The following is a 19,213-nucleotide window of genomic DNA, read 5'->3' on the forward strand; positions in this document are numbered from 1 at the left end:
CGCCGGTCCGGGCCCGCTGACGGTGGGACGTCGCCGGAACGGACTTGCGCCCGGGGGCCTTAACGGGGCATTGGGGCGCAGTGAACCTGCGCGACCGGGGCGCCTTTGGCCCGCGTCGCGTGAGGTATTTGGACCAAGAAGAAGCCGGGGAGCCTTTCCAGATGGCGCCGGACCGCAAGACCATGACCAAGAGCCTGTCCGAGCTGGGCCTGCGCGCGCGTGGCGGGCGAGAGGCGCGGGTGACCGGGCTGACGGTGGACAGCCGCGAGGTGACGGAGGGCGCCCTGTTTGCGGCGCTGCCGGGGGTCAAGGTGCATGGCGCCGCCTTCATCGCCACGGCGCTGGAGGCGGGGGCGGCGGCGGTGCTGACCGATGCGGCGGGCGCGAAGATGGCGGCAGAGGCGCTGGCCGGGTCCGAGGTGGCGCTGGTCATCGCCGAGGATCCGCGGCAGGCCCTGGCCTATACTGCGGCCCTGTGGTTCGGCACCCAGCCCGACACGGTGGTGGCGGTGACCGGCACCAACGGCAAGACCTCGGTCTCGACCTTCGTGCGGCAGATCTGGCAGGAACTGGGCCTGCGCGCGGTGAACCTTGGCACCACCGGCGTCGAGGGCGACTGGCAGGCGCCGCTGCGCCATACCACGCCCGAGCCGATCACGCTGCACCGGATGCTGGCCGGGGCGGCGGAGGCCTCTGTGACCCATGCGGCGATGGAGGCCTCTTCGCACGGGCTGGCGCAGCGGCGGCTGGACGGGGTGACGCTGGCGGCGGCGGGCTTCACCAATTTCACGCAGGACCATCTGGATTACCACACCAGCTTCGACGACTATTTCGCCGCCAAGGCGGGGCTGTTCGCGCGGGTGCTGTCCGAGGACGGCACGGCGGTGATCAACATCGACGATGCGCGCGGGGTGGACATGCTGGCCATCGCCAAGGCGCGCGGGCAGGCGGTGCTGACCGTGGGCCGCGAGGCGGCGGACCTCTGCCTTGAGGCGCAGCGCTTCGATGCCACCGGGCAGGAGATCCGGCTGAGCTTCGAGGGCATCGTCCGGCAGGAGCGGCTGGGGCTGATCGGCGGCTTCCAGTGCGGAAAACGTGCTGCTGGCCGCCGGTCTGGTGATCGCCTGCGGCGGCGACCCCGAGGATGTCTTCGACGTGCTGCCGCTGCTGGGCACCGTGCGCGGGCGGATGCAACTGGCCGCAACGCGCGACAACGGCGCGGCGGTCTTCGTCGATTACGCCCATACGCCCGATGCGGTGGCGACCGCCATTCAGGCGCTGCGCCCGCATGTGATGGGGCGGCTGGTGGCCATCGTCGGCGCTGGCGGCGACCGCGATACCGGCAAGCGACCCCTGATGGGGCAGGCGGCGGCGGATCACGCCGATACGGTGATCGTGACCGACGACAACCCGCGCTCGGAAGATCCGGCTGCTATCCGCGCCGCCGTCATGGCGGGCGCGCCCGAGGCCATCGAGGTGGCGGACCGCGCCGAGGCGATCCTGCGCGGCGTCGATGCGCTGGGGCCGGGCGATGCCCTGCTGATCTGCGGCAAGGGCCACGAGAGCGGGCAGATCGTCGGCGACACGGTCTATCCCTTCGACGATGCGGAACAGGCAAGCGTCGCGGTGGCGGCGCTGGACGGGAAGGGCTCGTGATGCTCTGGACGGCGCAGGAGGCGGCTGCGGCCACCGGTGGCAGGGTTGCCGGCGACTGGCAGGCGCGGGGCGTGTCGATCGACACGCGCACGATTGCGAAGGGCGATCTCTTCGTCGCCCTGAAGGCGGCGCGCGACGGGCATGACTTTGTCGCGCAGGCGCTGGAAAACGGCGCGGCGGCGGCGCTGGTGTCCCGGGTTCCCGAGGGCGTCGACCCCGGAAAATGCCTTGTGGTCAGGGATGTGCAGGCCGGTCTTGAGGCCTTGGGTCAGGCGGCGCGGGAGCGGTTCCAGGGCCGTGTGGTCGCCGTCACCGGCTCGGTCGGCAAAACCTCGACCAAGGAGATGCTGCGCAGGGTTCTGGGCGAACAGGGCAGCGTGCATGCCGCCGAGAAGAGCTATAACAACCACTGGGGTGTGCCGCTGACGCTGGCGCGGATGCCCGCGGACGCGGATTTCGCCGTCATCGAGATCGGCATGAACCACCCCGGAGAGATCGCGCCGCTGGCCCGCATGGCGCGGTCGCATGTGGCCCTGGTGACCATCGTCGCGCCCGCGCATCTTGCTGCCTTCGACAACCTCGAGGGGATCGCGCGCGAGAAGGCGGCGATCTTCGAAGGGCTCGAGCCGGGCGGGACGGCGATCTACAACGCCGACCTCGCCGTCAGCCCGATCCTGCGCGCCGGGGCCAAGGCCCATGCCAAGCGCGTGCTGTCCTTCGGCGAGAAGCCCGGCGCGCATCACCGCGCGCTCGAGGTCTCGGTTCTGGACAGTTGCACGGTGGTGCAGGCGCGGGCCTGGCGCTCGCCGATCCTCTACAAGGTCATGGTGCCGGGGCGGCATTTCGCGGTGAACGGGCTGGGCGTGCTGGCGGTGGCCCATGCGCTGGGACTGGACCGGGCGCGCGCCGTGGCGGCGCTGGCGCAGTGGCACCCGGGTGCCGGGCGGGGCCTGCGCGAGCGCATCCTGCTGGATCCGGTGGACGCGCGGCAGAGCGTGGAGCTGATCGACGACGCCTATAACGCCAACCCGGCCTCGCTGGGTGCCTCGCTGGAGGTGCTGGCAGCGGCAGAGCCGAAGGACGGGGTGGGGCGCTTTTCCGAGGGGCGGCGGATCGCCTACCTTGGCGACATGAAGGAACTGGGCAGCGACGAGGTCGCCCTGCATCAGGCGGTGGCGGGGCTGTCCGCCATGGGGCCCATCGACATCGTGCATTGTGTCGGGCCGCTGATGCGGGCGCTCTGGCTGGCCCTGCCCGAGGGCAAGCGCGGCCACTGGACGGAAACCGCAGAGACGATGGCGGGCCGGGTGGCGCGCGATCTGGATGCGGGGGACGTGGTGCTGGCCAAGGGTTCGCTGTCGATGGGCATCGGGCGCGTGGTCGATGCCATCCGGCGGCTGAGCAAGGCCCCGGCGAGCCCCGAGATCGAACTGGACGTTTAGGAGCGTGGAATGCTGTACTGGTTGGCCGAACTGAGCGACGGCGGCGATGCCTTCAACCTGTTTCGCTACATCACCTTTCGCGCGGGCGGCGCCTTTCTGACGGCGCTGGTCTTCGGCTTCCTCTTCGGGCTGCCGCTGATCAACGTGCTGCGCAAGCGGCAGGGCAAGGGGCAGCCGATCCGCAGCGACGGGCCCGAGGGGCATTTCGTCAAGGCCGGCACGCCGACCATGGGCGGGCTGCTGATCATCGGCGCGCTGGTGACCTCGACACTGCTCTGGGCGCGGCTGGACAATGCCTTTGTCTGGATGGTGCTCTTCGTGACCATTGCCTATGCGGCCATCGGCTTTGCCGACGATTACGCCAAGGTGTCCAAGCAGAACACCGCCGGGGTCTCCGGCAAGACACGGCTGCTGCTGGGCTTCATCATTGCCGGGATCGCGGGCTTCTGGGCGGCGCAGTACCACCCGGACGAGCTGACCTACCAGCTGGCCTTGCCGATCTTCAAGAACACGCTCATCAACCTGTCGTTCCTGTTCATCCCCTTCGCGATGATCGTGATCGTCGGCGCCGCCAACGCGGTGAACCTGACCGACGGGCTGGACGGGCTGGCGATCATGCCGGTGATGATCGCGACCTCGACGCTGGGGATCATCGCCTATGCGGTGGGCCGCGTCGACTTTACCGAATACCTCGACGTGCACTACGTGCCGGGGACGGGCGAGATCCTGGTCTTCGCGGCGGGCGTGGTCGGCGGCGGGCTGGGGTTCCTGTGGTACAATGCACCACCCGCGGCGGTCTTCATGGGCGACACCGGATCGCTGGCCCTGGGCGGCGCGCTGGGGGCCATTGCGGTGGCGACCAAGCACGAGATCGTGCTGGGCATCGTCGGCGGGCTCTTCGTGGTCGAGGCCCTGTCGGTGATCATCCAGGTGCTCTACTTCAAGCGCACCGGCAAGCGGGTCTTCCTGATGGCGCCGATCCATCACCACTACGAAAAGAAGGGCTGGGCCGAACCGACTATCGTGATCCGCTTCTGGATCATCTCGCTGATCCTGGCGATCATCGGTCTGGCGACGCTGAAGGTCCGCTGAAGAAGCGCCGACGGGGTGGGGGCTTTGCCCCCGCTCGCTGCGCTCGCTCCCCCAGGATATTTCCAGACAGAAGAAGCGGTGTAAGGCCCCTCCTTCTTTGGTCCGAAAATACCTCGGAGAGCGCGAGAGGCAGAGCCTCTCGCAGGCCCGCGCAGCGGGTCTTGTCCTGTCTGACCGACGGGGTCAGCTGTCCGTGGGGATCGCCTCGGGGGATTTCTCGCGCTGTTCAGGCGCATCCGGCGGCAGGTCGGCCTCGCGGTTGACCGCATCCAGCGCGGCGTTGAGTTCCGCGCCGACCAAGAGCACCGTCGCGGAAAGCCAGAGCCAGAGCAGCAGCACCACGACGCCCGTGAGCGTGCCGAAGGTCTGCTGGTAGTTGCCGAAGTTCTCGACGTAGAGCGAGAAGCCCACGCAGCCGATCACCCAGAGGACGGTCGCCAGAACCGCCCCCGGCACCAGCCAGCGCCAGCGGGCGCGGTCGCGGTCCGGGGCGTAGCGGTAGAGGATCATCACGCCGACCACCGACAGGCCCAGCATGGCCCCCCAGCGCAGGGCGTCGATGATGCGCTGTTCGGTGTCGCCCAGGGGGACGAACTTCATCGCCGTGGGGATCACGATGGTCGCGGCAAATCCCATGGCCACGCCCAGCACAAGGACCACCGTCAGCAAGAGCTGCGCAAAGGTCTGGCGGATGAAGCCGCGGCTCTCGCGCTTGTCGAAGGCGACGTTGATGCCCTGCATCAGGCTGCCCACCCCGCGCGAGGCCGACCAGATCGCCAGCGCAAACCCGAGGATCGCGGCAAGGCCCAGCCCCTTTTCGTGGCTGCCCGCCACGCCGCGCGCCTGATCCATCACGATGGTGGCCGCGTTCTCGGGCATCAGCTGGGCGACGCTTTGCAGTTCTTCCGTCACCGCGTTGGGATCGAACAGCAGCCCCGCCACCGCCATCATCGCGGTGATCGCCGGGAACAGCGAGAGCAGCCCGTAGAAGGCCACCCCGGCGGCGATCAGGGTGATTCGATCCTCCGCGACCCGCCCCGGCAGCCGCCAGAAGGCGCGGAGCCAGGCCTTCAGCGGCAGGTTCCGGGGGCCATAGGCGCGGGTCCCGGTCATGTCCCGTGGCGAACGCGTGCGGCGCAGGAATGGGCGGGAGGTTGTGGTCATCGGCTCGGGGGGATCTCCCGTTTCGCGGTCGGCAGGGTTTTGCCGGTCCATATGATGCAAGACGCCGCGGGGTAAAGGCCCCGGGCGAGCAAGGGGCGCGTGCCGGGGCATTTCGGCATCGCCGTCCGCCGGGGCTTTTCAGCATCGCCGTCCCGGGGTAGCTCTGATCGCGAAAGACAGGCGGAGGCATGGCATGATCCCGGTCAGAGGGTTCGACGGCGCGGTGGTGGCGGTCCTCGGGGCTGGGGCGGTCCGGCCTGTCGGCGGCGCGGGCATTGCGCGCCGGCGGCGCAAGTGTCCTTGTGTGGGACGACAATCCCGCCGCGCGCGAGGCGGCGGAGGCCGAGGGGTTCGAGGCGCGCAACCTGACCCGCCCCGGCGCCTTCGACGAGGTAGCCTGCCTCGTGACCTCTCCGGGCATCCCGCACCTCTACCCGGCGCCGAATCCGGTCATCGCCGCCGCGCTGGAGGCCGGGGTGCCGGTGGACAACGATATCGGCCTGTTCTTCCGGTCGCTGGGCGCGGGCTGGGAGGGCTTCGACCGCCCGCCGCGCGTCGTCGCGATCACCGGGTCGAACGGCAAGTCCACCACCTCGGCGCTGATCCACCACATCCTGACCGCCTCCGACCGCGAGAGCCAGCTTGCGGGCAATATCGGGCGCGGCGTGCTGGACATCGATCCGCCGGGCGACGGTGGCGTGGTGGTGCTGGAGCTCTCCTCCTACCAGACCGAACTGGCCCGCGCCCTGACGCCGGACGTGGCGGTCTTCACCAACCTCTCGCCGGATCACCTCGACCGGCACGGCGGGCCGGGGGGCTACTTCGCCGCCAAGCGGCGGCTCTTTGCAGAGGGCGGGCCGGACCGCGCGGTGATCGGCGTGGACGAGGTCGAGGGGCGCTTTCTGGCCGGGCAACTCTCGGAGGGGCAGGCCGATGACCGGGTGATCCGGGTGGCCACCGCCAAGCTGTCGGGCCCCGGCTGGATGGTCTTTGCGCGCAAGGGGTTCCTGTCGGAATGGCGCAAGGGGCGGCAGGTGGGCAGCATCGACCTGCGTGCGGTCGCGGGCCTGCCGGGCACGCACAACCACCAGAACGCCTGCGCCGCCTATGCCGCCTGCCGCGCTCTGGCGCTGGGGCCGCGCGAGATCGAGACGGCGCTGCACAGCTTCGCCGGTCTGCCGCACCGCAGCCAACGCATCGCCGAGGTGGGCGGGGTGTCCTACGTGAACGACTCGAAAGCCACCAATGTCGACGCCGCGCTGAAGGCGCTGCTGGCCTTCCCGAAGGTGCGCTGGGTCTGCGGCGGGCTGATGAAGGAGGGCGGGCTGGACGCGCTGGCCCCGGGTCTGGCGCATGTGTCCAAGGCCTATGTGATCGGTCGCGAGGCCGAGGGCTTCGCGCTGGGTCTGCCGGGGATCGAGGCCGAGGTCTGCCGCACCATGGAGGTGGCCGTCGCCCGCGCGGCGGCAGAGGCGCAGCCGGGCGAGGTTGTCCTGCTGGCGCCCGCCGCCGCCAGTTTCGACCAATACGACAACTTCGAGAAACGCGGCGAGGATTTCATCGCGCAGGTGGCGAAGGTGACCGGCGCGGCGTGATGCGGCTGCGCCGCGGGCGCCTCTCGGGCTGCGATGAGCGTGGCGGGGCTCCTGCGCAGCCGGAGAAGGCTACGGAACCGCCAGAGCGCGGCGCGGCGCCCAAGGCGCCGCAAGCGGGGGCGCGAGCCGTCCGGGCAGCCGTTGTCCCTGCGGAAGGACCGCGCCTGCGCTGCCCCGCGCGCCCCGGTCGCCGCAAAGGCCGCGCGCGCGGCCTTCGTGCCCCCCTGTGCGCTTTTCACGCGGGCCGGGCGCTCGCCCCCGTGGCCTCGGATGCCTAGGTTCAGACCGGCGGGCGCGGCCTTGCACCCGCCGCGATGTCCGGGCGGTCGACGCCCCGCAGACCCGCCGGAGGATCATGGCAGACCCCAGCCCTCAGACCGCCCCTGCCGACAGCCGCCGCATGGCTGACCGGATCCTGCGCCCGGTGGCGCGCATGCTGCGCGGCGCGGGCTGGCTGTCGGTGCTGGCCGGGGCGCTCTGGCCGGTGCAGGCGGCGGTCCTCGCCTGGGCGGTTTCGGGCTGGGTCGAGGGGCAGGACCCGCTCTCACGGGCCTTGCCCGCCGCGGCGGTCTTCCTTGCCGTGGCCGTCATCCGTGCCGGGCTCGAACACCGCTCCGGCGCGCTCCTGTTCAAGGCCGCCGACCGCACCATGGCCCGCGAACGCGCCGCGCTGATCCGGCGCGAGGCGCGCGAGCCCTCGGGCATCGGCTCCGCCGCCCCGGCCTCTCTGGCGGTGCAGAAGCTGCCGCTGCTGCAACCGTGGATCACGCGCTACCACGTGGCGATGCTGCGGGCGCGGATCCTTCCGGCGCTGCTGCTGGCGCTGGCCTTCTGGCACTCGTGGCTCGTCGGGTTGACGCTGCTGGTGGCGGGGCCGCTGATCCCGGTCTTCATGGCGCTGGTCGGCATGGCGGCGGAAGAGGCCTCGCGCCGCCAGATGGCAGAGGTCGGGGACATGAACACCATGCTGATGGAACGGCTTTCGGCGCTGACCGATATCCGGTTGCTGGGCGCCACGGAGCGCGCCACGCAGGATTTCGCGGCGCGGGCCGAGTCGCTCAGGCAACGCACCATGGCGGTGCTGCGGGTCGCCTTCTTGTCCTCCACGGTGCTCGAGTTCTTCTCGGCGCTCGGGGTGGCGCTGGTGGCGGTCTTCGTGGGCTTCACCCTGCTGGGCGAGATCACCATCGGCACATGGGGCGCCCCCCTGACGGTGGGACAGGGGCTGTTCCTGCTGCTGATCGCGCCGGAGTTCTTCCAGCCGCTGCGGGACCTCGCCACGGCATGGCACGACCGCGCGGCGGGGCAGGCGGTGGTGGCGGAGCTGGAGGCGCTGGACGCCGCGCCGCGCGCCGCGATGCTGGGGCGGGGCGAGGCGGCAGAGCCCTTGCCCGGCCCGCTGTCGCTGCGCACGGAGGGCGCGGTGGTGGCGCTTGGCGGGGGGCGCGTGGCGCTGCCCGACCTCGCGGTCGAGGCCGGGCAGAGCCTTGCGCTGGTCGGGCCAAGCGGCAGCGGCAAGTCGACGACGCTGGCGGCGCTGGCGGGGCTGGTGCCGCTGGCCGGGGGCGCGGTGACGGTCTGCGGCAGGCGGCTGGACGCCGGTGCGGCGGATGGCTGGCGGGCGCGGCTGGCGCTGGTGCCGCAGCGCCCGCATATGCCGGATATGTCGCTGGCGGAGTGGCTGGATCCTCGCGGCACCGGTGCCGACCCGCGCGCGGCGCTGCGGCTGGCCGAGGCCGAGGCCATCGTCGCGCGCCTGCCAGAGGGCCTTGCGACCCGGCTGGGCGAAAGCGGCGGCGGCGTCTCGGGGGGCGAAATGCGGCGCCTGATGCTGGCGCGCGCGGCCATGGCCGGGGGCGATCTGGTGCTGGCGGACGAGCCGACGGCGGATCTGGATCCCGATACCGCGCGCCGAGTGATCGCGGCGCTGGAACGCATGCGCGCCGGGGGCCGCGCCGTCGTCGTCGCCACGCATGACCCGGCGCTGGCAGTGGCGATGCAGACCCGCGTGACGCTGGGCGGGGAGACCGGGGCATGAGGCGCGCGCTTCTCCCGGCATGTGCCGCCCGCCACCCGGCCCCCGGTCCCGCGCCGCTGTGGCCTCTGCGGGCAGGACGGGCGTCATGAGGATGCTTCTGGGCATGATCCCGCTGCTGTTGCGCGCGGCGCCCGGCGCCATGGCGCGCGGCGCCGCGCTGGCGGTTGTCGTGCTGGTCATGGGGGCGGCACTGCTGGGCCTCTCGGGATGGTTCATCACCGCCACCGGCATCGCCGGGCTGGCGGGGCTGGGCATTGCCTTCGACGTCTTCCGGCCCTCGGCGGGCGTGCGTTTCCTTGCGCTGGGGCGCACGGCGGCCCGCTACGGAGAACGGCTTCTGACCCATGACGCGGTACTGCGGGCATTGGCGGCGCTGCGGGTCACGGTGTTGCGTCAGCAGGGCAGACTGGGCGGGCATGCCCTTGCGCGGTTGCGCGGCGAGGCGGTGCTGACGCGGGTGGTGTCGGACGTGGACGCGCTGGACGGGTTGCTGCTGCGGGTCGTGTTGCCGGTGGCGGCGGGGATTGTCACGCAGGCACTGGTCTTTGCGGCGCTCTGGTGGCTGGTCGGCCCGCTGGTGGCCCTTGCGGTGCTTGCGGCGCTGCTGCCGGCCTCGGCTGTGGTGCTCTGGCTGCTGGCGCGGGCGACGCTGGCCCCCTCCGAGGCGGCCGAGGCGGGGTCTCAGGCGCTGCGGCGCGGGGTGATCGATACGATCCGCGACCGCGAGGCGCTGATCCTCTCGGGGCAGCTGGCTGCGCGTGATGCGGCGCTGCTGGATCGGGACGCCCGGGCGCGCGCGGCGACGGCGGCGCTGGACCGGGCAGAGCGCCGGGCGGGGGCGCATTTGTCGGTCGTCGCGGCGGGGACGGTGGCGGCGGCGCTGGTCGCGGGTGCGCTGCTGCTGGGGCGCGGGGCCGTGGATGCGCCGCGCGCCGCGATCGGCCTTTTCGTGGCCCTCGCCCCGGCAGAGACGGTGCTGCCCCTGCGCCGCGGCCTTGCAGAGATCGGGCGCATGGCGGGCGCGGCGCGGCGGCTGGGGCTTCCTGACCGGCAGAGGGGGCATCGGGGGGACGGCGCCGACAGCGGTGGCGCCGGGGATGCCATCGGCCCGGGCGTCCGCCATGGTGCGCCTGCCCGCAGGGGCCTGACGGGGCCAGCGGTCGGCAGCCCGGACGCGGCCACCAGCACCGGAGCGCCGGGCGGCATCGACCCGGGAGCCCGCCATGGTGCGCCTGCCCGCAAGGGCCTGACGGGGTCGTCGGTCGGCGGCGCCGCCTCGGGTGACGGGGACCAGAGCGACGACAGACCGACGCGGGTCGGCATCGGCGCGCCGGACATGAACCTGACCGAGGCGCCGCTGCTTCGGGTTGATCGGGCGGAGCTTTCCCTCACGGTGCAGGCCGGAGAGGCGGTGGCGCTGACCGGGCCTTCGGGGCGCGGCAAGAGCACGCTTCTGCTGGGCATCGCCGGTCTGCTGCCGCTGGAAGGGATCCTGCTGAAGGGGCGCGCGCCCTGTGACCGCGACGAGGCGGAGCTGCGCCGGACGGTGGCCATGCTGCCGCAGCGCTCGGCGCTGATGGCGGGCACGCTGCGCGAGGCGCTGTGCCTTGCGGCGGACTTCGACGACGAGGCCCTCTGGGCGGTGCTGCGGGCGGTTGCCCTCGACGAGCTTGTCGCGGCGCGCGGCGGGCTGGAGATGCGGCTGGGCGAGCGCGGCGCCGGGTTGTCGGGCGGGCAGGCGCGGCGGCTGGCGCTGGCGCGCTGCCTGTTGCAGGCGCCCGAGCTGCTCTTGCTGGACGAGCCGACAGAGGGGCTGGACGACGCGACCGCCGCGCATGTGCTCTGGGGTGTCCGCCGCCACCTGCCCGAGGCCGCGCTTCTGGTGGTGATGCACCGGGGCAGCGGTCACGCGATGTTCGACGCGGTCCGAGGCGGTGGGGGCGCCGGGCTGAACAGCCGCAGGCGCGCCGGGGATCACGGCCCGGACGGTTGCGCGGGGCACCTTCGACATGGTGGATACAGAGCCCCGGGCGGGCGCTGTCCCGGGGGATCGCGCCCCCCGACGACGGGCGAAGAGCCCGCCTGCGCGACCGGCGCGGGGGCCGGGGCTGCGGTGCGGGTCTGGCCGGGCCGGGCCTTGCCGCCGGGGCAGGGCGACGGGGGGCGATGGCAGGCCGCCACCGGGGCGCGTGGCGGCCCTTGACCTTGTGCGTCGCTGACGAAACAACGGGGCAAACTGCCGTGCCCGTCCGAGGAGAGGCTTATGAAGTTCCGATTCCCCATCGTCATCATCGACGAGGATTTCCGTTCCGAAAACACCTCTGGGCTGGGCATCCGCGCACTCGCCCAGGCCCTTGAAACAGAAGGCTTCGAGGTCCTTGGCGTGACCTCTTACGGCGATCTCAGCCAGTTCGCCCAGCAGCAGAGCCGCGCCAGCGCCTTTGTGCTGTCCATCGACGACGAAGAGTTCGGCCCCGGCCCGGATATCGACCCGGCGGTGATCAAGCTGCGCGCCTTCATCGAAGAGGTGCGCTGGAAGAACGCCGACGTGCCGATCTATGTCTACGGCGAGACCAAGACCAGCCGCCACCTGCCCAACGACATCCTGCGCGAGCTGCACGGCTTCATCCACATGTTCGAGGATACGCCGGAATTCGTCGCCCGCCACATCATCCGCGAGGCGAAAGGCTATCTGGAGGGCATCCAGCCGCCCTTCTTCAAGGCGCTGCTGGATTACGCCGAGGACGGGTCCTATTCCTGGCACTGCCCGGGTCATTCCGGCGGGGTGGCCTTCCTGAAAAGCCCCATCGGCCAGATGTACCACCAGTTCTACGGCGAGAACATGCTGCGCGCCGATGTCTGCAACGCGGTCGAGGAACTGGGGCAGCTGCTGGACCACAATGGCGCCATCGGGGCCAGCGAACGCAATGCCGCGCGGATCTTCAACGCCGACCATTGCTATTTCGTGACCAATGGCACCTCGACCTCGAACAAGATGGTCTGGCATCACACCGTGGCGCCCGGCGACGTGGTGGTGGTCGACCGCAACTGCCACAAGTCGATCCTGCATGCGATCATCATGTGCGGCGCGATCCCGGTCTTCCTGCGGCCCACCCGCAACCACTGGGGCATCATCGGGCCGATCCCGCGATCCGAGTTCGAGCCCGAGGCGATCAAGGCCAAGATCGCCGCCAACCCGCTGCTGGAGGGCTATGACCCCGAGGCGGTGCAGCCGCGCATCCTGACGCTGACGCAATCGACCTATGACGGGGTTCTCTACAACACCGAAGAGATCAAGGGCCTGCTGGACGGCTATGTCGAGAACCTGCATTTCGACGAGGCACTGGCTGCCGCATGCGGCTTTCCATTCTTTCTACGGGCAGTATCACTCGATGGGCCGCAAGCGCGCCCGGACGAAGAAATCGGTGACCTATGCCACGCAGTCGGTGCACAAGCTGCTGGCGGGCATCAGCCAGGCCAGCCACGTGCTGGTGCAGGACAGCGAGGAGGTGGCGCTGGACCGGCATCTCTTCAACGAGAGCTACCTGATGCACACCTCGACCAGCCCGCAGTATTCGATCATCGCGTCGTGCGACGTGGCGGCGGCGATGATGGAGCCGCCGGGCGGCACCGCGCTGGTCGAGGAAAGCGTCGTCGAGGCGCTGGATTTCCGCCGCGCCATGCTGAAGGTCGATGCCGAGTTCGGCGAGGACGACTGGTGGTTCAAGGTCTGGGGGCCGGACGATTTCCGCTCTGACGGGGACGGCATGGGCCGCACCCGCGACTGGGTGCTGCGCAAGACCGATGCCGAGGGTGTGCAGAGTTCCGGCGAGGATGCCTGGCACGGGTTCGGTGACATGGCGCCGGGCTTCAACATGCTGGACCCGATCAAGGCGACCATCGTGACGCCGGGCCTCGATATCGAGGGCAACTTCGGCGAGACCGGCATCCCGGCCTCGATCGTGTCGAAATACCTGTCCGAACACGGTGTGGTGGTCGAGAAGACGGGGCTGTATTCCTTCTTCATCATGTTCACCATCGGCATCACCAAGGGCCGCTGGAACACGCTTCTGGCGGCGCTGCAGCAGTTCAAGGACGATTACGACCGCAACCAGCCGCTGTGGCGGGTCATGCCCGAATTCAGCGCGCAGCAGCCCCGCTACGAGAAGATGGGCCTGAAGGACCTGTGCCAGCACGTGCACAGCCTTTACGCGCATTACGACGTGGCGCGGCTGTCGACCGAGATCTATCTCAGCGACCACCACCCGGCGATGACGCCTTCGGAGGCGTTCTCCTGCATCGCCCGGCGCAGGACCGAGCGGGTGGCCATCGACGACCTGGAAGGGCGGGTGACGACCTCGCTGGTGACGCCCTATCCGCCGGGCATCCCGCTGCTGATCCCGGGCGAGGTCTTCAACGTGAAGATCGTCGACTACCTGCGTTTCAATCGGGCCTTCGCGCGTGAATGCCCGGGCTTCGAGACCGATATCCACGGGCTGGTGGTCGAAGAGGGCGAGAGTGGCGAAAAGGCCTATTTCGCGGACTGCGTGGCGGAATAGGGCGCGGGTTTCGCCCGGGCCTTGCCCGGGCGACCGGCCGGGGCTTTGCCCCCGGACCCCCAAGGTATTTGCAGGACCAGAGAAGAGGGGGCCCGCCCCGGGCAATAGCGGGTTCGCGGCCTGGCCGGTGTGGGGGAGCGGGGATGAGGCCGGTCACGCGGGCTGCCTGTTCGCGGTGCCTGGCGCAGGGGCTTCGGCGCTGGATCGGGGGCGCCCCCGGGCCTGTGGGGCCGGGGGCGCCGCCGTTTTGTTGCACATGACCTGCAGGGTGCGCCCCGCGCCTTTGGGCCGGGGCGCTGCTAGCGGCCACTGGATATTGATCGAGAAGCTGCGTTGCGCGCCGGCGGGCGGGCGGGGGAAGGGTGCCGCCCGGCGTACGATCTGCAGCGCCGCGCGGTCCAGCGCCGACGAGCCGGAGCTGCGGGCGAGGCCGACGCGGGCGATGCCGCCGCCGCTGCTGACCGTGAAGGAGACCACCGCCGTGCCGCGTGCATTGACCCGGGGGCGGCCCGCGCGCGACAGCTTGGCCATGACCTGACCCGGGTAGTTGCTGGCTGCCGCATTGCCGGCATCGCGGCTGGTGCCGCCGCTGCCGCTGCGCCGGGCGGTGGCGCTTTCGGTGCCGGTGGCGGCCCCGGCGCGGGCGTTCTGGTTGCCGTTGCCGGCGGGCTTCTTCGCGGGCGCGGCCTGCCGGACCGGTTTCTTCGGGGCGGGCTTCGGCCTGTGCTGTTCCTCGAAGTCGGCGGAGCGGCGGATCGGACGCAGGGAGCGCGTCACGGCGGCGCTGTCGGGGGCGGCGCCGGACAGCGCCTCTGTCCGTGGCTCCGGGGGGTCTGCGGTCTCGACGGGGCGGGCCGCCTGCAGCGGTTGGAGGGGCTCGGCGGTCAGCGGCTCGGGCTTTGTCGCGGGGGCGGGTCGGGCGCCGAGGGCTTCGGGGGGGCGCTCTGCCCGGACCGGCTCTGTCGGGGTGGCGACGATCACCTTTGCGGGGGCGAGGGCGGGCGCGGGCTGTGCCGTTTCGGGATCCGCGGTTTCCGCCGTCTCTGTCGGCGGCGGCGTGGCGCGATCCGCGGTTTCCGCCGGGGTCTCTTGCGGGCGCGGGGCCGGTTCGGCGGGCCTGGGCCGCGGCTGTTCCGGGCGTTCCGCCTCGGCCCGGTCGGTGACCTCGGGCGGGGCCTGGTCGGTTGTCTCGGGGCGGCTCTGCTCGGCGGTCTCGGGGTCTGCCTCGTCGATGGGCTCTGCCGCTTCGGCGGGGGTCACCTCGGCCTTGGTCGTGTCGGGGCTGAGCGTTCCGGCGGCCATGTCGGCGAAGGCATTGCCCAGCCGCACCTCTCCGGCGCCGGCGGCGCCTTCCATCAGGGTCTCTTCGGGGGTGTTGGTGGCCACCGCCAGCGCGCCATGCGCCGCGAGGGCGGTGGCCAGAGCGGCCACCTTCGCGGTTCTGGAGGACAGCTTCATCACAGGCCCCTTTCGGTCACGATGACGACACGTTCGGCCCCCGCCGCCTGCATCGCGCGGCCGATCCCCACCAGCGTTTCGGCGGGCAGGTCGCGGTCGGGGATGATGCGCATCCGGGCGCGGGCCGCGTCGGGTTGTTCGGCGACGAAGGCCTCGGGCGAGGCGACGGCGGTGCCGCGCCATGTCAGGCGCCCGTCCGCATGCACGACCAGCGCATCCGCCGGGGCCGTGGTTTCGATCTCGGCGGTCGAGACCAGCGTCAGCTCCTTGTCCAGCGGCGCGGCGAGGGTGCCGGCCACAAGAAAGAAGATCAGCATCAGGAAGACGATGTTGATCAGCGGAATGGTGTTCTCTGCCGAGGCACGGCGCGGTTTGCGGTTCATGTCGTCCCAGGACTGTGACGGCGAGGCCGGGCTGGCCGCGCAGGATGGCAAGCACATCGGTCAGGCGCTGCGCCGTCACGCCCTCGCCGAGCGCCACGATGATGGGCAGCGGCGTATCGGTCTCGCCCTTCTCGGCGGCCAGCACCGCGGCCAGCGTCTCGAGCGGGTGGTCCGTGCCGTTCAGGCGCAGGCTGTCGGGGGCCAGCGACAGGAACATGGGCCGCGCGTCGGTGGTGGGCGTCACCCCGGACCCGGCGGCGGCAAGGTCGACCTCGGCGAATTTGCTGAAGGTCGAGGACAGCATGAAGAACAGCAGCAGAAGGAAGATGACGTCGATCAGCGACGTCATCGACAGCCTGCGGCGGCGGGTCCGCTTACGCATGGACGGCCCCGGGCAGGGGCGCCTCGGCGGTGTGGCCGGTGGGCGACAGCACGGTATGCAGGGCGCGCTGCGCCAGCACGCGCTCGGCGTCCATCCGGGCCTCGAACCAGGCCAGCACGACGGCGGTCGGCATGGCGACCGCAAGGCCCACGGCGGTGGTCATCAGCGCCACCCAGATGCCGCCCGCGAGGATCGAGGGATCGACCCGGCTTCCGGCCTCTTGCAGGGCACTGGAAGGCGGCGATCATGCCGAGCACGGTGCCGAAGAGGCCCAGAAGCGGCGCCAGCTGCGCGATGGAATCGAGCACGCGAAAGCCACGTTCCAGCTTGGCGAAGCGGGTCTCGGCCTCGGCGTCCAGCCGCGCGGCATCGGCCCGGCCGTCCAGCGCCATGGCCAGCACCGGGCGCAGGTAGCTGCGCGAGCGGTCGAGCGCCTGGCGGGCCTCGGCGCGCTGGCCCGCATCCCAGTGGTCCACCGCCTCTTGCAGGGCCTTGTGGCGCCCGACACCCGCCGCCGAGAACTGCCAGAGCTTGTAGAGAACCACCGTCAGCACGACGACCGAAAGGCCGCAGAGCAGAAGGACGACGGGGCCGCCGAGATCGTAAAGGCGCAGCAGCGCGTCACGCAGGGTCTCGATCATCCCATCACCTCGACGCCTTCGGCGCGGCTGCGCAGGGTCAGATCCCTGACGCAGGCATCCGGGGCCACGCCGTCGCCCGTGCAGGTGTCGGCGCCGTTGATCAGCAGCCGCCCCAGCGCCGTGCAGGCCATGCCGGGCACCACGAACTGCCGCACCCGGGGACGGGCGGCGGGCAGGGCGCCGAAATCGAACAGGGTCATGCGGTCGACCCGGCCCTCGGTGTCGAAGAGCACCGCCTCGTAGACCGCCTGCGCGATGTCGGTGTCATGGCCGTTCTGGATCAGGAAGCTGATGCGGCAGGCCTCGTCCACCTGCTCGACGGCGTTGAGTTCGAGCGTGACGTTCTGACCCTGGGCGTCCTGCGCCGTGGCGAGGGCGGGGGCCAGAAGGGTTGCGGCAAGCAGCGCGCGCGCGCTCTTGCCCGGGGGTCGCATGATCATGGGTCCAGCCTTTTGTCGTGCAATCTTCAAAGCGTTGCGCGTCTGGCTGGGGTCCGGTCGGACCCTTGGCTGAACGAGTATGTCGATACCCGATAAGTTTTATCAACTTATCGGGCGATGTCCAGATGGCGCCCGGGGGGCGTGCGCCGGTCAGGCGTCCTGCGTTGCCGCGATTTCCTGGATCGCGCGGAAGCCTTCGAAGCGCGGGGTGCCTTCGTGCAGCTTGCGGTTTTGCCCGGCGCGGGCATGGGAGGCGCGGAAGGCGTCGCTGCGGGTCCATGCGCGAAAATGCTCTTCTGTCTGCCAGACGGTGTGCGAGGCATAGAGAATCCGGCCCTCTTCCTCGGGCCCCTTGAGCATGTGGAAAGAGACGAAGCCGTCGAGCTCGTGCAGGCGGCTTTCGCGCGACAGCCAGAGCTCCTCGAACTCGGCGGCGTTTTCAAGCGGGACGGTGAAGCGGTTCATGGCAAGGTACATGGGGGTCTTCCTTTGGTTGGCACGGGGCTTTCAGGCCGAGGCGGCATGGGGCAGGATGAAGGGTACGCCCGGAGCGGGCAGGGTGGAAACCCGGAGCGCGCAGCCATAGGCCCGCGACAGGGTGGTATCGGTGAGCACCTCGGCGGGCGTGCCGGTGGCCAGCAGCCGGCCCCCGGACAGCACCGCGACGCGGTCGGCGTAAAGCGCGGTCAGGTTGAGATCGTGCATGACCGCCAGCACGCCGCCCCCGGCGCGGGCGAATTCGCGGGCGATTTGCATCACCTGCAACTGGTGCGCGATGTCGAGGCTGGCAACCGGTTCGTCCAGCAGCATCCAGCGCGGCTGGCCGTGGTCCACGGGCCGCCAGACCTGCGCCAGCACGCGGGCCAGCGTCACGCGCTGCGCCTCGCCGCCCGAGAGCTCCTGATAGGCGCGGTGGGCGTGGTGGGCCATGCCGACGCGGGCCGGGGCCTGCATCGGCACCTCTGACCGCTCGCCCGAGGTGCCCGCTTGCAGCCCCATGCGCACGACCTCGAGCGCGGTGAACGGGAAGGCGAGGCGGGTCGCCTGCGGCATCACGGCACGCTGCGCCGCAAGCTGCCGGGGCTTCTGCGTCGCGGTCTCGGCGCCGTTCAGGTGGACGGTGCCGTCATGGGGCAGGGTGCCGGTGATGGCGCCCAGAAGCGTCGACTTGCCGGAACCGTTGGGCCCGACGATGGCGGTCACATCGCCCGCGCGGGCGGTCAGCGTGACCGCGTCCAGCGCCAGCATGTCGCCGTAGCGGACAGAGATATCGCGGGCCTCCAGCGTGGTCATGACAGGGCCAGCCCGCGGCGGCGCAGCAGGATCCACAGGAAGACCGGGGCGCCCAGCACGGCGGTTACGATCCCGATGGGCAGCTCGGCCGGGGCGATGATCACGCGGGCGATGACATCGGCAAGGATCAGAAGGCTGGCCCCCAGCAGCGCGGCATTCGGCAGAAGCGTGCGGTGATCCGGCCCCGAGGCCAGCCGCAGCAGGTGCGGCACGACGATCCCGACAAAGCCGATCCCGCCCGAGACCGCCACGGCGGCGCCGGTGGCGCCCGCGACCGACAGGATCGCCACGGCTTTCACGCGCTGCACGTCGATGCCGATATGGGCGGCGGTGGCCTCTCCCATCGCCAGTCCGTTCAACCCGCGCCCCAGCGCCATGGCGGCGATGCCCGACAGCAGGATCAGCGGCGCGGCGGCCGGGGCCTTGGCCCAGCTGGCCCCCGCCAGCGACCCGAGGCCCCAGAAGGTCAGGTCGCGCAGCTGCTGGTCGTCGGCCATGTAGACAAGGATGCCCGAGAGCGCGCCCGCCAGCGCCCCCAGCGCGATGCCCGCCAGCAGCATGGTCGCGACAGAGGTCCGCCCGTGGCGCGTGGCGACCCGGTACAGCAGCAGCGTCGTGGCCCAGCCGCCAAGGAAGGCGGCCAGCGGCACCAGCGCATTGCCGGTCAGCGCCAGAAGCGCGGGCGGCAGCAGCGCGCCCAGCACGATGGCAAGGATCGCGCCAAGGCCCGCGCCCGCGCCGACACCGACGATGCCGGGGTCGGCCAGCGGGTTGCGGAAGAGGCCCTGCATCACCGCGCCCGAGACCGCCAGCGCGGCGCCCACCAGCGCGCCCATGGCAAGGCGCGGCAGGCGGATGTCGAAGAAGACGACGCGTTCGATCCGGGTCAGCGGTTCGCCAGCGGCCAGCTTGGCGGCCAGTGTCGTCACCGTCACGTCGGTCGCCCCGACCTGAAGGCTGAGCAGCGCAGAGGCCACCAGCAGAAGCGCCAGCGGCCCGTGCAAGCGGCGGGCGCGGCGCAGCCGGTCCCCGGCAAGCGCGGCAGAGCTGTCGTCGAGAACCGCCAAGGC

The 19,213-nt window shown here is 71.2% G+C and carries 11 protein-coding genes and 5 pseudogenes; 7 read left to right on the forward strand and 9 right to left on the reverse strand.

The window, feature by feature from the left end; translation table 11 throughout:
* The first annotated feature begins 182 nt into the window (after window positions 1–182).
* The 3 genes and pseudogenes from ABFB10_RS16045 to mraY all read left to right on the forward strand — a co-directional run bounded on the left by ABFB10_RS16045 (window position 183) and on the right by mraY (window position 4,190).
* A pseudogene (locus ABFB10_RS16045) lies at window positions 183–1,656 on the forward strand (UDP-N-acetylmuramoyl-L-alanyl-D-glutamate--2,6-diaminopimelate ligase).
* A complete protein-coding gene (locus ABFB10_RS16050; RefSeq protein WP_347167272.1) occupies window positions 1,653–3,098 on the forward strand; it encodes a UDP-N-acetylmuramoyl-tripeptide--D-alanyl-D-alanine ligase in 1,446 nt (481 codons plus the stop codon). The pseudogene ABFB10_RS16045 and the gene ABFB10_RS16050 overlap by 4 nt, the downstream one beginning before the upstream one ends.
* 9 nt (window positions 3,099–3,107) lie before the next feature.
* Window positions 3,108–4,190, forward strand: coding sequence for a phospho-N-acetylmuramoyl-pentapeptide-transferase (gene mraY / locus ABFB10_RS16055; protein ID WP_347167273.1), 1,083 nt, complete (start codon window positions 3,108–3,110; stop codon window positions 4,188–4,190).
* 183 nt (window positions 4,191–4,373) lie between these two features.
* Here mraY and ABFB10_RS16060 read toward each other — a convergent pair whose 3' ends face one another.
* Window positions 4,374–5,354: a YihY/virulence factor BrkB family protein gene (locus ABFB10_RS16060; protein WP_347167274.1), complete on the reverse strand. Its 981-nt coding sequence runs from the start codon at window positions 5,352–5,354 to the stop codon at window positions 4,374–4,376.
* A gap of 193 nt (window positions 5,355–5,547) precedes the next feature.
* Between ABFB10_RS16060 and murD the strand changes: the two are divergent.
* The 4 genes and pseudogenes from murD (at window position 5,548) to ABFB10_RS16080 (ending at window position 13,546) form a co-directional block, all read left to right on the forward strand.
* Window positions 5,548–6,949, forward strand: a pseudogene (murD, locus tag ABFB10_RS16065) (UDP-N-acetylmuramoyl-L-alanine--D-glutamate ligase).
* A gap of 355 nt (window positions 6,950–7,304) precedes the next feature.
* Window positions 7,305–8,987, forward strand: a complete 1,683-nt coding sequence (locus ABFB10_RS16070; RefSeq protein WP_347167275.1) for an ABC transporter ATP-binding protein/permease — start codon at window positions 7,305–7,307, stop codon at window positions 8,985–8,987.
* Window positions 8,988–9,072: 85 nt separating this feature from the next.
* The gene (locus ABFB10_RS16075; protein WP_347167276.1) at window positions 9,073–11,190 is read left to right on the forward strand and encodes an amino acid ABC transporter ATP-binding/permease protein; all 2,118 of its coding nucleotides are present in this window, start codon (window positions 9,073–9,075) and stop codon (window positions 11,188–11,190) included.
* Between the two features lie 60 nt (window positions 11,191–11,250).
* Window positions 11,251–13,546, forward strand: a pseudogene (locus ABFB10_RS16080) (Orn/Lys/Arg family decarboxylase).
* A gap of 153 nt (window positions 13,547–13,699) precedes the next feature.
* On the opposite strand, the gene ABFB10_RS16085 reads toward ABFB10_RS16080, so the two are convergent.
* The 8 genes and pseudogenes from ABFB10_RS16085 to ABFB10_RS16120 form a co-directional block, all read right to left on the reverse strand.
* Window positions 13,700–15,004, reverse strand: coding sequence for a TonB family protein (locus ABFB10_RS16085; protein WP_347168039.1), 1,305 nt, complete (start codon window positions 15,002–15,004; stop codon window positions 13,700–13,702).
* The gene (locus ABFB10_RS16090; protein WP_206563348.1) at window positions 15,004–15,387 is read right to left on the reverse strand and encodes a biopolymer transporter ExbD; all 384 of its coding nucleotides are present in this window, start codon (window positions 15,385–15,387) and stop codon (window positions 15,004–15,006) included. Before ABFB10_RS16090 ends, ABFB10_RS16085 begins: the two co-directional genes overlap by 1 nt.
* Before the next feature lie 94 nt (window positions 15,388–15,481).
* Window positions 15,482–15,769, reverse strand: a pseudogene (locus ABFB10_RS16095) (biopolymer transporter ExbD); the annotation flags it as partial.
* Window positions 15,762–16,410 (reverse strand): annotated as a pseudogene (locus ABFB10_RS16100) (MotA/TolQ/ExbB proton channel family protein). The pseudogenes ABFB10_RS16095 and ABFB10_RS16100, both read right to left, overlap by 8 nt.
* Complete coding sequence (locus ABFB10_RS16105) at window positions 16,407–16,850, reverse strand: hypothetical protein (RefSeq protein WP_347167277.1); 444 nt, start codon at window positions 16,848–16,850, stop codon at window positions 16,407–16,409. The pseudogene ABFB10_RS16100 and the gene ABFB10_RS16105 overlap by 4 nt, the downstream one beginning before the upstream one ends.
* A 150-nt stretch (window positions 16,851–17,000) precedes the next feature.
* Window positions 17,001–17,327, reverse strand: a complete 327-nt coding sequence (gene hmuQ, locus ABFB10_RS16110; RefSeq protein ID WP_347167278.1) for a heme-degrading protein HmuQ — start codon at window positions 17,325–17,327, stop codon at window positions 17,001–17,003.
* Between the two features lie 30 nt (window positions 17,328–17,357).
* Complete coding sequence (locus tag ABFB10_RS16115; protein WP_347167279.1) at window positions 17,358–18,143, reverse strand: heme ABC transporter ATP-binding protein; 786 nt, start codon at window positions 18,141–18,143, stop codon at window positions 17,358–17,360.
* The gene (locus ABFB10_RS16120) at window positions 18,140–19,210 is read right to left on the reverse strand and encodes a FecCD family ABC transporter permease (protein ID WP_347167280.1); all 1,071 of its coding nucleotides are present in this window, start codon (window positions 19,208–19,210) and stop codon (window positions 18,140–18,142) included. Before ABFB10_RS16120 ends, ABFB10_RS16115 begins: the two co-directional genes overlap by 4 nt.
* Between the last annotated feature and the right edge of the window lie 3 nt (window positions 19,211–19,213).

It is taken from the genome of Ponticoccus litoralis, assembly GCF_039769985.1.
Taxonomy (GTDB): domain Bacteria; phylum Pseudomonadota; class Alphaproteobacteria; order Rhodobacterales; family Rhodobacteraceae; genus Ponticoccus; species Ponticoccus litoralis.

Bases quoted from the DNA above. Each gene is read 5' to 3' on its own strand.
- ABFB10_RS16090 (WP_206563348.1), bottom strand. From the start codon at position 15,387: ATGAACCGCAAACCGCGCCGTGCCTCGGCAGAGAACACCATTCCGCTG.
- hmuQ (WP_347167278.1), bottom strand. From the start codon at position 17,327: ATGTACCTTGCCATGAACCGCTTCACCGTCCCGCTTGAAAACGCCGCC.
- ABFB10_RS16115 (WP_347167279.1), bottom strand. From the start codon at position 18,143: ATGACCACGCTGGAGGCCCGCGATATCTCTGTCCGCTACGGCGACATG.
- mraY (WP_347167273.1), top strand. From the start codon at position 3,108: ATGCTGTACTGGTTGGCCGAACTGAGCGACGGCGGCGATGCCTTCAAC.
- ABFB10_RS16085 (WP_347168039.1), bottom strand. From the start codon at position 15,004: ATGAAGCTGTCCTCCAGAACCGCGAAGGTGGCCGCTCTGGCCACCGCC.
- ABFB10_RS16075 (WP_347167276.1), top strand. From the start codon at position 9,073: ATGAGGATGCTTCTGGGCATGATCCCGCTGCTGTTGCGCGCGGCGCCC.
- ABFB10_RS16060 (WP_347167274.1), bottom strand. From the start codon at position 5,354: ATGACCACAACCTCCCGCCCATTCCTGCGCCGCACGCGTTCGCCACGG.
- ABFB10_RS16105 (WP_347167277.1), bottom strand. From the start codon at position 16,850: ATGATCATGCGACCCCCGGGCAAGAGCGCGCGCGCGCTGCTTGCCGCA.
- ABFB10_RS16070 (WP_347167275.1), top strand. From the start codon at position 7,305: ATGGCAGACCCCAGCCCTCAGACCGCCCCTGCCGACAGCCGCCGCATG.